Genomic DNA, 13,769 nt, shown 5'->3' on the forward strand with positions numbered 1-13,769 from the left:
GATGATTGTATTTTAAATTCTTTGGGCATGAGCTTGGTTAGAGAGAAGTCTTAACAAATTTTATATTATTTTTTTGAAATTTTTCCAACAATAAAAGATTCTGGTAAAAGTTCTTTCAGTGTTATAACATCTTTCCTGTCAATTATGAGCGTGAAACCCATACCCATATTCCAAACAATAAAGGCTTCTTCTTCAGAAATATTTCCTATTTCTTGAAAGTATTTTATAATTGGAGGTGTGGGAATGTTATTTTTTTCTATGGAATAAGTAACATGTGATGGAAGAATGCGACTAATATTTGTCAGTCCGCCACCCGTAATGTGTGCCATCCCTTTTATTTTCATCTGCTTTTTTAATCTTAAAATATCTTTAACATAGAGACGAGTTGGTTCGGTTAGATAATCTCCAATGGTTTTATCTGCAAATGGAGAGTTTAAATCAATGTGATGGTCATGCATAATTTTACGAACAAGTGAGTAGCCATTGGCGTGAAAGCCGCTGCTTGGCAGTCCAACAATAATATCGCCTTCAACAATATCTTTACCATCAATTATTTCATTATTAAAGACTTCACCAACAGCAAAACCAGCAAGATCGAATTTATTATTGTCATAAAAACCTGGCATTTCTGCTGTTTCTCCACCTAAAAGAAGGCAACCAGACTCTTTACAGGCACGAACAATCCCTTTGATAACACGATGCGCTACATTTACATCAAGCTTTCCTGTGGCAAAATAATCTAGAAAGAAAAGTGGACGTGCGCCGCAGACGATTAAATCGTTGACACTCATTGCCACGAGATCTTGTCCCAGATCTTCAAAGCGCTCCATTTTTATTCCAAGTTCAAGTTTTGTTCCAACTCCATCTGTGCAAGCGACTAGGGAGCGTTCTTCGTCAAATGCATATAACCCTGCAAAACCACCGATAGCTGGATTGATCTCTTTTATTTTTTCGACGAGATTTTCGCCTGCAACAATATTAACTCCTGCTTTTTCATAATTTTGAGTTGTCATTGGGAAAGACTCTCCGTAAATAGAATTTTTGAAAGTGTGTCTATTAAAAGTTTATGTTCTAGTGGACGAACGCGTGCTTGAACTTGTGCAGAGGATTCATTGGGATAAATTTCAAATTCAGTGGAGTTGAGAACGCGACCAGAGTCTAATTCTTCAATGACTTCATGAACTGTTAATTCCCATTTGTTATATTTATTTTCCACTGCATGTTCATAAGCATGAGCACCTTTATATTTTTCTAAATTGGCTGGATGCAAATTAATGAGAAGAGGTGTTGGAGTTATTTTTTTCAACTCTTTAAAAAAAGTTGGTGATAAAACTCGCATATAGCCTGCTAAAGCAATAACTTTAATGTTTTTTAGAGTTTTTAGTTTATTTATTATTTCTATTTCATGATCTGCTCGTGAAGAAAATTTATTATGAGAAATAACAAAGCAGGGTATATTTTTAGCATGTGCTTTATTTATAACGGGTGCAGTTTCTTTATTACAAATAAGTGCAATTATCTGTTCAGGAAAAGCCGTTGCAATCGCTTCAAAATTTGTACCAGATCCACTTGCAAAAACAACAATCATTTTTCATCTCGCAAAATAGTTTTATTTAATTCATTTTCAGAAAACTCAAGTCCAATATCTGTTCTATAATGTGGTGCACAAGATGATCCGTCCAGATTTTTTAGAGTATAGTTTTTAAGTTGCGTATAAATTTTATTTCGAGCTATTTCAAAGTTTTCTCCACATGCTAATAGACCAAAAGCACGCCCTCCCGTTGTGAAGTTATCTGGTTCAATAGCAGTTGGAATAAATTCACAATTATTTTTAAATTCATTTTTATAAATAAGCTCTCGACGAGGAGCTGATTTTTCAGGATATTCCGGTGAAGCTGCAACAACAAAAATACGTTTTAATTTGTCATGATTAAATTCGCCCCCCAATTTTTCTGGACTTAAAAAGGGAAGATTTTTTGCTGTTCTCAATACTTCAATATAAAAATCTCGTTGTAAGCCAGGTAATAAAACTTGAGTTTCAGGATCGCCTAAGCGACAATTGTATTCAAGTAGCCAAGCTTTATTTTCGCTATCAACCATAAATCCTGCAAATAAAAATCCTTTATATGGAGTCTTTCTTTTGCTCAATTCTTTTAATGTTTTGGCGAAGGTATTTTTTATTTGATCTAATAATTCTTCATTTAAAAGAACAGGACTGACTGTACCCATTCCTCCTGTATTTGAGCCTGTTTGAGAATTGTTGCGTCGTTTATAGTCACGAGCCATAGGTAAAAGTCGAAAACTGTCTCCATTACATAAAGCAATTGCAGATATTTCTTCACCTATTAAAGTTTCTTCTATAAGGAAGCAAGGAGCATTTATTTGTTTGCTATAAGTTGGAGTCTTAACTTGAGCTGAGAGTTTTTCCCATTCTGGTAAATTTTGTTCAATTGAAATGAGTGCATTGTGCACATCTTCTTTATTAAATAAAACAAAAACCCCTTTTCCAGCTGCAAGTCCATCGTATTTAAGCACACAAGGCAGTTTAAATTGAGTTGTGTCTTCTCTTTTTAAATAATTAAGTAACTGAGTTTTTAAGTCATTCCATTTAACAATTGTCGATGCAGCCGTTTTAATGCCGGCAGCTTGTATGACTTCTTTACAAATAATTTTACTAGATTCCAGTGATGCACACTCCAAAGAAGGAGCGAGAACTGGTATATTATATTTTTGGCATTCAGCATGAATTCCTTGCGCAATTGGAAGTTCAGGCCCTGCTATAACAAGTTGAACATTATTTTCTTTTGCAAATTTAGCAATATCAGTCACTTTGGAAAAGGGACATTCTTTATATTTTGCATGTTCCCATTTTCTTTTTCCAGCCGCACAATAAACTGTTTTAACTTCAGGAAGTTTTGCGAATGAAGAAAATAAGGAGTAATCTCTACCACCATTCCCTATGATAAGTATATTTTCAGGCATGATTGCAGATGAAATTAATTTTTCAACCGTTTCAGGTGAAATAGGCCATGGAACAAGGCAAGGTGTACAAATATCATAAGGATCAATTTCGCCGACAAAAATTTTAAATAATTCTTGATAGCGAGCTGATATATTTTCTGCAATTGATTTTGTTACGTCTACATTTTTAAAAATAGGATGGTCGGCTGGATTACCAATTATTTCTTCTGGTTTTCCAACGATTTTAATTAACTCTTCTCTTAAGAACTCTTTAGACAGTTGCTTTGGATTTTGTAAATTTAAATCTTTTTGATGCCAATAACGAGAAGAGTCTGGCGTGTGGATTTCATCTACTAAAATTATTTTATTATTATATAAGCCCATTTCATATTTTGTATCGACTAAAATGAGCTCTTTTTTTTGAGCTTCTTGTTGTCCAAAAGCAAATAATTCAAGCGCTTTTTTTTGAACATAATCCCAGTTTTTTTCTCCAATTATTTCAGCTGCTTTTTCGCAAGTAAGAGGCAGGTCATGACCACTCTCTGCTTTGGTTGATGGAGTTATAATAGGGTTTTCGAACTTTTGATTTTGCTGCATGTTGTGCGGCAAATAAACTCCATATTCTGCATAAACTCCGTCAACTCCTTTGCTTTGATAAAGGCGCCAAAGGCTTCCTGTTAAAAAACCTCTTACAATAATTTCAATGGGGAATACTTTTGCTTCTTTGACTAAAGTATGGGTTGCATTTAAACAGCCGATTAAATTATTTTCAATAATATGAGATGTTTTTTGAAAAAAGTAAACAGAAAGAGCTTGGAGAATTTCAGCTTTTTTTTCGACATCAAATGGGAAAATAAAATCGAATGCAGAAATACGACTGCTCGTTTGTATGATTCTTGTTTGGTTATCAAGGACAACGCTGTTACGTACTTTTCCAATATAAATATTTTGAACTGTAGTCATCTCTTATTCCTTTAAAAGTAGCGTTGTATAGCAACCAAATTGTCTTTCATTTGTTCTAAATTAATATTTCCACCCGCAAAAACTCCTCGACTCACTGGAAATGTAATTTCATTTGGATGTTGAGCACACTTACTTATGATTTTCCAGTCAGCTCCTTGCGCTCCTAAACCCGGTGACAGAACAGACAACTCACTGGACTTTAACTCATCAGAAAAGAGAATATTTTCTCTATTAGCACCAATAACAACGCCAATAAGTTTATTGAGATCTTCCTGTCCTGAAAAAACTGTATTGCGTAAATTTTGGCAGGCTTGTAAGGTTTTTTTCCAATTTTCATCGATAAAAGACAGATCTCCTTTGCTACTTTCACTTGTAGCGCAAAGCACATAAACACGTCCTTTGCGATCTGCTTTTTTTGCACACTCTTCGAATGCTAATTGCAAAGTTTGTTCGCCTAAAAAAGGACTGATTGTCAATCCATGTGCATTTAAAGTACCAAAAATAAAATGAAGATATGCTTTTAAAGTTGTCGAAATATCATTGAATTTTGCATCAATAATGATTGTATAATTTTCATTATATCTGCTTACAAATTCTTCAAGCAATGAAATACCTTTGCTACCAAAAGAAAGAAAATATGCAAGCTGAGGTTTTAGAATTTTATCATTTAAATTATTACCATAAAAGTCGAGTATTTCCATATGTGCATAGAGAGCTGTGCGAAAATTTTCGAAATTTTGTTGGGTCGGATTTGGATCTATGCCAAGACAAAAATTTATATTCTTATAATTTTTCATTTAGATCACTCCTAAATTTTTCTGCATCTAAAATACTTTGTTCTCTGTTAAGAGAATGGGTCACAAAATGTCCCATTTTTCTATTTTTCTTAGCTTCACTCTTACCATATAAAACAACATCAATAACTTCTGGATTCTTTTCCCACGCATTTAGATTAAGCTGGTATTTATTTCCTTGCTCAATCCAAGTATCTCCTAAGAGATTTCCCATGCAGTAAAAACCATCATTAAGTTTTGGTGTCTGTAAGGGAATATTTAATAAAATGTGAGCAAGTGCATTAAATTGGCTTATATTGCAGGCATTAAGGGATATATGTCCTGAGTTGTGCGGTCTTGGTGCAAATTCATTTATATAAATATAATAACCTTCAATACACTCAAATTTATAATAAGGATTTATTTTTCGTGATAGAAAGAATTCTGTCGTTAAAAGTCCTGTTACATTTAATTTATTAGCAGCTTTTAGAGCGATAGATTTTAATTTTTCTTGAACTGAAATTGGTAAATGTGCGGGGAGAGTTGTATTATATAAAATATGATTCTTGTGTACATTTTCAAATACGGGTAAGCATACAGCCTTGTTATTTGAATTGCGCGCAACGATACAGCTTGCTTCAAGTTCAATTTGTATTTTTTCTTCAAAAATAATTTCAACAAATTTTATTGAAATTTCTTTTATAAAACTTTCAAAATCTTCTTTATTTTTAATGAGCCACTGTCCTTTTCCATCATAACCACCTGTTGCTGTTTTTATAATGTAAGGGAAGTTAAATTTTTGAGAAATGATGTTGGCTTCATGTATATTTTTTGCAAGTGCAAATTGGCAGACAGGAAAGTCATTATTTTTTAGAAATGTTTTCTCTAAATATCTATTTTGTGTGGTTGCTAAAACCTGCGCTGAAGGGAAGAGTTGAGTCCCTGTTTTTTGAACAATTTCTTCGAGTAAGTTAACCGAAACATTTTCAAATTCATAAGTAACAATATCAGATGTTGCAAAGAACTCTTCTAATTTTTTTTTATCTTCCCAGCCGCCTTGAACAAAACTTTGAGTTCTAAAATACGCAGGAGAAGTGGGATCAGGATCATAAAATTGAACTTTTGCACCAAGCTTAAAAAGCGCATCAGCAAGCATACAGCCCAACTGTCCACCACCTAAAACCCCAACTGTTTTCATCTTTTCGGTTTTCCTTAAAGCTGATGTTTAAAAACTGAGGAGCTTATTTTTTCTTGAACAATTTTGTTACCATCAAGTGCCAATTGAGCTCTTTTTTTACGCCAAAGTGCAAGGGATTGTTCGAGATCTTTATTTTCAAGAGAAAGAATTTGTAGAGCAAAGAGAGCCGCATTTGTTGCTCCGGCATTGCCAATTGCAAAAGTAGCTGTTGGAATTCCACCCGGCATTTGAACGATTGAGAGAAGACTGTCCATGCCATTTAAAGCTTTTGATTGAATAGGCACAGCGAGTACGGGTAGAGTGGTTAAAGCGCTCACCATTCCAGGTAAATGCGCAGCGCCACCTGCTCCTGCAATTATAATTTTAATTCCCTTTTCACGGGCTGATTTTGCAAATTCATACATGAGTTCGGGAGTTCTATGAGCACTCATAACTTGAATTTCATATGGGATAGTAAATTCAATTAAAATATCTTCCGCACTTTTTAATGTTTCGTAGTCGGAATGACTCCCCATAATAATGCTGATGCAAGAATTTATTGTCATGCTATTTTATCCCCAAAGTTTTCTGGACATGCGATTTTTTGCGCCGTGATATCTTGATAATCACCAGAGAAACAAGCAGTGCACCATCCACCATTTGCACTTTCTGATTTTTCTTCATGAAAGAAATTTGTTACCTTATATCTGTTTTTATTTTGAAATTTATTCATGACAGATAAAAGACTATCTTCTGATAAGAATTCTAGAGAGTCGGATTTTAAAAATTCATTCATTTCTTTTGGAGTCATATGCTGGGCGAGTAATTCTTTTCTTTTGGGAGTGTCTATTCCATAAAAGCAAGGAAACTTTACTGGTGGAGAAGAAATTCGCATATGAACCTCTTTTGCACCTGCTTCTCTGAGTAATTCTATGATTTTTCGTGAGGTTGTCCCGCGCACAATGCTATCATCGATAACGATTATTCTTTTGCCTCGGACTGTTTCACGTACGGGGTTGAGTTTAAGACGAACCCTAAAATTTCTCACATTTTGTGTGGGTTCAATAAAAGTACGACCTACATAATGGTTGCGAATTAAACCAATTTTGAATGGAATTCCTGAGGCGTTGGCGTAACCCATAGCCATAGGGACGCCACTGTCAGGGATAGCTATGACCATGTCGGCTTCTACAGGGCTTATGTGGGCAAGCTCTTCACCCATGGCAAAGCGCGCATCGTGGGCTGGAATATTCCAGACAAGGCTGTCAGGACGAGCAAAATAAACATGCTCAAAAATACATTTGGCTTTCTGTTTATTTTTGCTTTGGAATGCACTCATATTAAAGTAACAACTTTCATTATGACCTGTTGCTAAATCAATCGAAAGTATTTCTCCAGGAACAATATCTCGTATAAATTCTGCTCCTACTAAATCCATAGCGCAGGTTTCACTTGAAAGAACCCAACTGCTTTTTTCACCTTTTTCAGTTGGCAATTGTCCAAGAGAGAGGGGTCTATAACCACAGGCATCTACTACAGCATAAAGGTGCGTAGGAGTTAAAATAAGCAAAGAAAAAGCCCCTGCTAATTTTTCAAAGGCTTCTCTTAAACGTTCAATAAAGGTTTCTTTGGTACTTCGTGCCATCAGATGCAGGACCAGCTCAGTATCTGCCGTACCTTGTAAAATAGCGCCATTTTTTTCGAGATTTTGTCGAAGATCTTCTGAGTTTACAATGTTTCCATTGTGAGAAAGAGAGACAGGAACTCCACCAATACGTGCCGTAATAGGTTGGATATTTGCACCTAAATTTCCACCTGAGGTGCTGTAGCGAACGTGTCCAATCGCGTTTTTTCCTTTGAGTTTTAAAAGTTCTTCTTCTTTAAAAACATCGGAAACTAAGCCTGAATTTCTGAAAGAATGAGGAAGTTTTTCTTCATCAATAGTAGAAATTCCAGCACTTTCTTGTCCTCTATGCTGAAGAGCAAAGAGGCCAAGATATGCTATTTTTGAGGCGTTTTCTGCATTCGTAACTCCAAAAACACCACACATGTTTATTTTTCCTTATATTCGCAAGAAAGTGTATCAAAATAACGCTTTAATGAACCAGAATAAAGTTTAAATACGGCATTGAAATTAAGGACAGTTTTTTGAATTGAAGTGCCTGCAGGTTTTAAAATTGCAACGCACTCAGACGAAATATTTGATGAATATAATTGTAAGAATTTTTCAGTTTCTTCTTTACTTGTGAATCCAAAAATAAAACCCATATTACCTTCAGAAAAGAGATCTTGACTGGATTTCTTCCAAATATTTTCGTTTAACTCTAACTCACATTCTGACCTAAGGGAACAAGAAATTAAGCTTCCAAGTAATCCTCCGTGGCCGACAGGAAAGCATATTTTTGGTTTAATTTCGGATATAGCAGAAAGAGTGTATTTCCATAAACTTTTTTCGCTTGTGAGATTTAGTTCAGGGCAATGGGAGTTGGCTTTTCCTAGAATCCAAGCAGTTTGTGAAGCTTTATAACTAGAAAGCTCGCTGGCTTTATTGTCAGAAATATGTATTAAAAAAATAGATTTATTTTCTGATTTTTCAAAGTAACGAGATGGTAATGAAAATAATGGAACCTTTGTTACGTCATCAATGCGACCTACCATTCCGATCATGGGAGTAGGTGGAATTGGATTTCCAGATGTTTGATTATTTAAGCTCACATTTCCACTTACAATTGGAATATGTAATTCTTTTGCAACTAGATTAATGCCATCAACAGCATCTGAAAACTGTCGCATGACTTCGGCAGAGCGAGGGCTGCCAAAGTTAAGACAGTCCGTCATAGCAAGAGGAACTCCCCCTGTCGCGACAATTTTACGAGCCACTTTTAGGGCTGACAGTGCAGAGCCATTAAAGGGATCTATTTCAACCCAGCGCTCATCGCAGCCGCCTGAAATTGCAATCCCTGTTTTTGTTACGTTATTGTTTTTATCTTTTTCTTGTGCATAGTGAGGAAGTCGTACCACACCTGCTGCAGCTGATTGCATTGCACCACAGCCTGCCACAGTATTTCCTTGAACTGTAGAGCAGTAATTGTGATAAACTGGAGAACGTTTTGCATTTGCAGGGTGGGCAAATAAATGTTCAATTAAATTTGGATATTTCTCAACTAAATTTTCTAAATTAATTCCAGATAAAATGTCATTATGAGCACTGAGATTTTGTGCATTCAGCGACAATGAAGGTTTGCCTTGTGTTGCTTCACCTAACCAAATTTTTTCGCTTGTTTCGTTATGAATAACACTGTGATTCTTTAAATATTCATCCTTGTTTTGGATTGGCAAATTATAACGAGGGACATCTTCAATGAGTATTGGAATTGGAGTTGCTGTTACTATTTGATTGTCGAATATGCAAACAAATAAACCTGTTCTATTTACTTTGCCGATTTCTGCATAGGAAAGGTTAAACTTTTTAAGTTCAGCTAAAACTTCATTTAAATTTTCAGGTTTAACGGCGCACAGCATACGTTCTTGAGATTCGCTTAAGAGAATTTCCCACGCTTGCATATTGCTAGCTCGTTGAGGAACTTTTGCAAGATCGAGAGCGACACCACAGCCCGAGCGACCCGCCATTTCAACAGAGCTTGAGGTTAAACCCGCTGCACCCATGTCTTGCAATCCTATGGCAAGTTTTTTCTCGATGATGGAAAGTGTTGCTTCGAGTAATACTTTTTCAGCAAAAGGGTCACCCACTTGAACAGTTGGTTTTAAAGTTGTTCCCCCGCTCGAAAACTCGGAGCTACTCATGGTTGCTCCATGCACCCCGTCACGACCCGTTGCAGAACCAAAATAAATTAAAATATTCTCACCTTCAGGTAACAAAATGGACTCTATTTCTTTTGTTACTTCAGAGTTTATTTTTAATTGAGGAAGAATTTCTTTTGTTTTATTTTTAAGTGAAGCGACTTGATCTTCACTTGCATCGGAAAGTATTCCTCTAAATATTTTATCTTTATGAATTATTCCAGCCGTAAATGCATTTACTAAAATATTCTTATTATAATTGTGATGAAAGCTGATATCTCCCGTTACAGTTGGGACTCCAACACAATTTCCATAGTCACCAATTCCACGTACCGTGTCACGTAACAAAGTTGCATTCCAAGTCCCCTCACCAAAGCGTAAGCAGTTTAAACTTGCAATTGGGTTAGCACCCATACAGAATACGTCACGTAAAATACCACCCACCCCCGTTGCAGCCCCTTGATAAGGCTCTAAGTAGCTTGGATGGTTGTGTGATTCCATTTTAAAGGCAATGCCAAAGTTTTTATTAATTGCGACAACGCCCGCATTTTCACCTGGGCCTTGTAACACCCATGGTTCTTCAGTGTGAAAGCGTTTTAAATGAGCTCGTGAGGATTTATAGGAGCAATGCTCACTCCACAAAGCGCCACAGACGGCAAGTTCTTCTTTGGAAGGTATACGACCTAGTTTATTGTAAAATGCGGCGGCTTCTTCGTTGTTTAATCCGTAGTGAGTAGCCAATTCTAGAAATTCATTTGTGATAAGGTTTTTTTTGGACATCAATGAGTTCTCCCCATTTTTATTTTTTCAGCAAATTTTTCTAATTCACTTCCAGCTCGAATTTTAATATTTCGAGATTGTGAAATTCCTAATAAAAAAATGAGACCATCCACTCCACCAACTGCGGAGTCGGAGGCCCTTTCAGGGTGCGGCATCATTCCTAAAATATTACCAGCTTGATTTGTTATTCCTGCAATTGATTTATAACTGCCATTTTCATTGTGGTTGTAATAAATAACTGCATTATTTTCAGCAATATTTTTATCAGATTCATTAACTGGAGCAATCCAATTTCCCATACCACAAGACATAGGCACGCTGAATTCAGTTGTAAATTCTTTTTGCACTTCTTCTTGTTCATTTTCATTGAATTCAGGAATCCAAACACATTTTTTATTGCTGTTACTTTTGTTTATGTAAGCAGTTTCAATGCGAATAGACACTGGAAAATGATGATACCGGCGCGTGATATTTTTGACCAAAGCGCCTGGTAACAAGCCCGTTTCGCATAATATTTGAAATCCATTGCAAATTCCTAATACGGCAACTCCTTCCACGGCTCTTTTTTTCACAAAGGCCATTTCATCGGAGCGAGCTGCAATTGCGCCCGCTCTTAAATAGTCACCATAACTGAATCCACCAGGAACAAATATTGCGTCGATATCATCTGCTTTTAAAGTAGAATGTTTACTCAGATCGAGAAATTCTGCTTTTGATTCGAGATTGTCAGCGATCCATAAAAGCGATTCTTTTTCGCAATTTGTTCCAGGAAAAACGGGGAGAAGAGTTTTTTTCATTGAATAACCTCAACCTTGAACTGCTCAATGACAGGGTTGTATAAAACTTCACTTGCATATTTATCCATACAATCTGGGTTTGAATTCCCTGGCATACGAATAAAGAAACATTTTTGTTGGCGCATATCTATTACAGCATTTCCAGATAAGCGCATGTCATTTGCAATCGTTTTTGCTTCTGTGTCAAGGACATCAGGAAGAAGTTCAACAGTTACTTTGATAATTTTTTGGAGGGCTGGAACTTTATTCTGGATAGCTTCGGAATTCTTACGATTATATTCTTCGGGGGTTATTCCAAAAACCCTTTTAAAAGTAACAGGTAGAGATCTTAAATAGCGATCTGTGTCGAATAACCCTGTCAATTTGTCACTTCCAACTTTTTCTTTCACTTTTTTATTTTGCAAGAGATCTTCGAGAAATTGTTTTTTATTGATTTGATTTGTTGCAACTTTTCCTGAAATTTCCAGAGCTATACTTTGTACAAGTTCATAAGCTTCCGTTCTGTTCATTCCGCTTGTCACAAGAGCTGTCAACACACTTTGGCTTGCCCACAATCCACCTGATTTCCAAAGGTTTGCTTGCATTGCTTCGGGGCGAATTTGCATTCCTTCTACAAGATTTGCGCAACGAGAAAGCATAAAGTCAGCTGTGACAAAAATATCAGGGAGAGCCATGCGTTCTACACTGCTATGCGAAATGTCTCGTTCATGCCAAAGTGCTACATTTTCGGAAAGCATACCTGCGAATCCACGAATGGTGCGTGCCAATCCACAAAGATTTTCTGCTAATATTGGATTTTTTTTATGAGGCATTGCAGAACTGCCTTTTTGCTTTTTACCAAACGGTTCTAAAACTTCACCCAGTTCTGTTCGAGCCCAATGGCGCATATTTGTTGCAAAGCGATCCACGGCGTTGGTTGCTGATAGTATGGCTGACGCAACTGTGACAAAGCGGTCACGAGGAATAACTTGAGTAGCAACAGCTTCTGGCTGTAATTTGAGTTTTTGTAAAACAGACAATTCAAACTCAGGAGTCATTTGTGAATAGGTGCCGACAGCTCCTGATAATTTACCGAAAGACATAATTTTTTGCGCATTTATAATTTCAGTGTGAGCTCTTTGAAATTCAGAAAAATGGCTTGCTAAGACTTGGCCAAAGCTCATGGGTTCTGCATGAATTCCATGAGTGCGACCTATGCAAACTGTATTTGTGTGTTCAAATGCTCTTTTAGTAAGGTTTTCTCTTAATTTTTGGAGTGAGTTTGTAATAAGTTCGAGGGATTTTCGAGTGCGAAGGGAAAGACTGGTGTCAAGTACATCTGAGCTCGTAAGACCTTTATGGAGAAAGTGACCTTTGTCACCCATTGAGTCTCCCACTTCTGCCACGAATGCTATTACATCGTGACCGGTTTCTTGCTCTCGAGCTAAATAATCGGAAGGACTTTTGGACTTATAAGCATTGTCAAAAATGCTGAGGACTTCTGCAGGAGCTTCGCCCGTCTCTATAAGTACAGATAGATGAGCTTTTTCGACCTCAGCCCAAGATGCATATTTAGAGTCTTCAGACCAGATAGATTTCATTTCTGGGCGGGAATAACGTTCAATCATGATGCGAACCTCCGTTCAATTTTATCTCTTCACGCGGTCACTTTCTCTTAGAAAAATTTAGACTTAAGGACAAGGGGGATTAAATATTTTTGTGAAAAGATTAAAAAGATAGCTAACTGAGACCAACATCTAAGAACATCATAAGTACAAAACCAAATATAAATCCTGCTGTTGCTTTTGCTTCATTTCCTGAACGATGGAGTTCTGGAATCATTTCTCCGCAAATAACATAAAGCATTGCTCCGCCCGCTAGAGCCAGTCCACCCGGCAATAGAGAATGCGAAAAGCCAGTGGCAATGCAGCCCAAAAGTGCTCCAATAGACTCAGCAATACCGGCAATTAATGTTGCATTTATCGCGTATTTATTTGAAAAACCATAAGCCTTTAATGATAATGCAACAACTAATCCTTCAGGTATATCCTGTAATGCAATTCCAATGATAATTGGCAATGCTATATTTATTTCACCGCTGCCAAGTCCGACTCCGACTGCAAGGCCTTCTGGAAAATTATGAATTGTTATTGCTAAAATAAAAAGCCAAATTCTTTTTAAAGATTTGCTTTCAATTCCTTCTTTTCCTTTTAAAAAATGTTCGTGTGGAATAATTTTATTTAAAAAACTCAAGCCAACACTGCCAATAATGACAAAGATTGAAACTAATCCAGCAGTGAGTAATTTATTATGATACTTATTTTCAGCTAAAGAAATTGCCGGATTTAATAAAGAAAAGCACACGGCTCCAAGCATTACCCCTGCACTTATTCCAATTAAAATATCTCTTACTTTTATAGAAATATTTTTTGCAAAGAAAATGGGTAGAGCACCTAAGCAAGAAGCAAAAAAAGTGACTGCCATCCCAACAATAATAAGATCAATGAAAGAATTCGAAAATAAAATCACTCTGTTTAT

General features: G+C 36.3%; 11 protein-coding genes. All 11 read right to left on the reverse strand.

What is annotated here, in order from left to right; translation table 11 throughout:
- Positions 1-65 precede the first annotated feature (65 nt).
- Entirely contained in the window at positions 66-1,013 is a 948-nt protein-coding gene (gene purM / locus GCL57_RS05610; RefSeq protein ID WP_152212317.1) for a phosphoribosylformylglycinamidine cyclo-ligase, read from the reverse strand.
- A complete protein-coding gene (locus GCL57_RS05615; RefSeq protein WP_152212318.1) occupies positions 1,010-1,588 on the reverse strand; it encodes a formyltransferase family protein in 579 nt (192 codons plus the stop codon). The genes purM and GCL57_RS05615 overlap by 4 nt, the downstream gene beginning before the upstream one ends.
- The gene (locus tag GCL57_RS05620) at positions 1,585-3,924 is read right to left on the reverse strand and encodes a phosphoribosylaminoimidazolesuccinocarboxamide synthase (RefSeq protein ID WP_152212320.1); all 2,340 of its coding nucleotides are present in this window, start codon (positions 3,922-3,924) and stop codon (positions 1,585-1,587) included. Before GCL57_RS05620 ends, GCL57_RS05615 begins: the two co-directional genes overlap by 4 nt.
- An 11-nt stretch (positions 3,925-3,935) precedes the next feature.
- The gene (gene pyrF, locus GCL57_RS05625) at positions 3,936-4,721 is read right to left on the reverse strand and encodes an orotidine-5'-phosphate decarboxylase (protein ID WP_152212322.1); all 786 of its coding nucleotides are present in this window, start codon (positions 4,719-4,721) and stop codon (positions 3,936-3,938) included.
- A complete protein-coding gene (locus GCL57_RS05630) occupies positions 4,708-5,895 on the reverse strand; it encodes a 5-(carboxyamino)imidazole ribonucleotide synthase (protein ID WP_152212324.1) in 1,188 nt (395 codons plus the stop codon). Before GCL57_RS05630 ends, pyrF begins: the two co-directional genes overlap by 14 nt.
- Before the next feature lie 14 nt (positions 5,896-5,909).
- Complete coding sequence (gene purE / locus GCL57_RS05635) at positions 5,910-6,440, reverse strand: 5-(carboxyamino)imidazole ribonucleotide mutase (RefSeq protein WP_211363226.1); 531 nt, start codon at positions 6,438-6,440, stop codon at positions 5,910-5,912.
- Positions 6,437-7,924: an amidophosphoribosyltransferase gene (gene purF / locus GCL57_RS05640; protein WP_152212326.1), complete on the reverse strand. Its 1,488-nt coding sequence runs from the start codon at positions 7,922-7,924 to the stop codon at positions 6,437-6,439. The genes purE and purF overlap by 4 nt, the downstream gene beginning before the upstream one ends.
- Positions 7,925-7,926: 2 nt before the next feature.
- The gene (locus GCL57_RS05645) at positions 7,927-10,455 is read right to left on the reverse strand and encodes an AIR synthase related protein (protein ID WP_152212328.1); all 2,529 of its coding nucleotides are present in this window, start codon (positions 10,453-10,455) and stop codon (positions 7,927-7,929) included.
- Complete coding sequence (gene purQ, locus GCL57_RS05650) at positions 10,455-11,252, reverse strand: phosphoribosylformylglycinamidine synthase I (protein WP_152212330.1); 798 nt, start codon at positions 11,250-11,252, stop codon at positions 10,455-10,457. The genes GCL57_RS05645 and purQ overlap by 1 nt, the downstream gene beginning before the upstream one ends.
- Positions 11,249-12,859: an adenylosuccinate lyase gene (gene purB, locus GCL57_RS05655; protein ID WP_152212331.1), complete on the reverse strand. Its 1,611-nt coding sequence runs from the start codon at positions 12,857-12,859 to the stop codon at positions 11,249-11,251. The genes purQ and purB overlap by 4 nt, the downstream gene beginning before the upstream one ends.
- Before the next feature lie 112 nt (positions 12,860-12,971).
- Complete coding sequence (locus GCL57_RS05660) at positions 12,972-13,760, reverse strand: ZIP family metal transporter (RefSeq protein ID WP_211363227.1); 789 nt, start codon at positions 13,758-13,760, stop codon at positions 12,972-12,974.
- Positions 13,761-13,769 lie beyond the last annotated feature (9 nt).

It is taken from the genome of Fluviispira multicolorata (assembly GCF_009208585.1).
Classification (GTDB): Bacteria; Bdellovibrionota_B; Oligoflexia; order Silvanigrellales; family Silvanigrellaceae; genus Silvanigrella; species Silvanigrella multicolorata.

Excerpts from the sequence above, each read along its gene's own strand:
- GCL57_RS05630 (WP_152212324.1), bottom strand. The coding sequence starts at position 5,895 with ATGAAAACAGTTGGGGTTTTAGGTGGTGGACAGTTGGGCTGTATGCTT.
- pyrF (WP_152212322.1), bottom strand. The coding sequence starts at position 4,721 with ATGAAAAATTATAAGAATATAAATTTTTGTCTTGGCATAGATCCAAAT.
- purM (WP_152212317.1), bottom strand. The coding sequence starts at position 1,013 with ATGACAACTCAAAATTATGAAAAAGCAGGAGTTAATATTGTTGCAGGC.
- purF (WP_152212326.1), bottom strand. The coding sequence starts at position 7,924 with ATGTGTGGTGTTTTTGGAGTTACGAATGCAGAAAACGCCTCAAAAATA.
- purE (WP_211363226.1), bottom strand. The coding sequence starts at position 6,440 with ATGACAATAAATTCTTGCATCAGCATTATTATGGGGAGTCATTCCGAC.
- GCL57_RS05620 (WP_152212320.1), bottom strand. The coding sequence starts at position 3,924 with ATGACTACAGTTCAAAATATTTATATTGGAAAAGTACGTAACAGCGTT.
- GCL57_RS05615 (WP_152212318.1), bottom strand. The coding sequence starts at position 1,588 with ATGATTGTTGTTTTTGCAAGTGGATCTGGTACAAATTTTGAAGCGATT.
- purQ (WP_152212330.1), bottom strand. The coding sequence starts at position 11,252 with ATGAAAAAAACTCTTCTCCCCGTTTTTCCTGGAACAAATTGCGAAAAA.
- purB (WP_152212331.1), bottom strand. The coding sequence starts at position 12,859 with ATGATTGAACGTTATTCCCGCCCAGAAATGAAATCTATCTGGTCTGAA.
- GCL57_RS05645 (WP_152212328.1), bottom strand. The coding sequence starts at position 10,455 with ATGTCCAAAAAAAACCTTATCACAAATGAATTTCTAGAATTGGCTACT.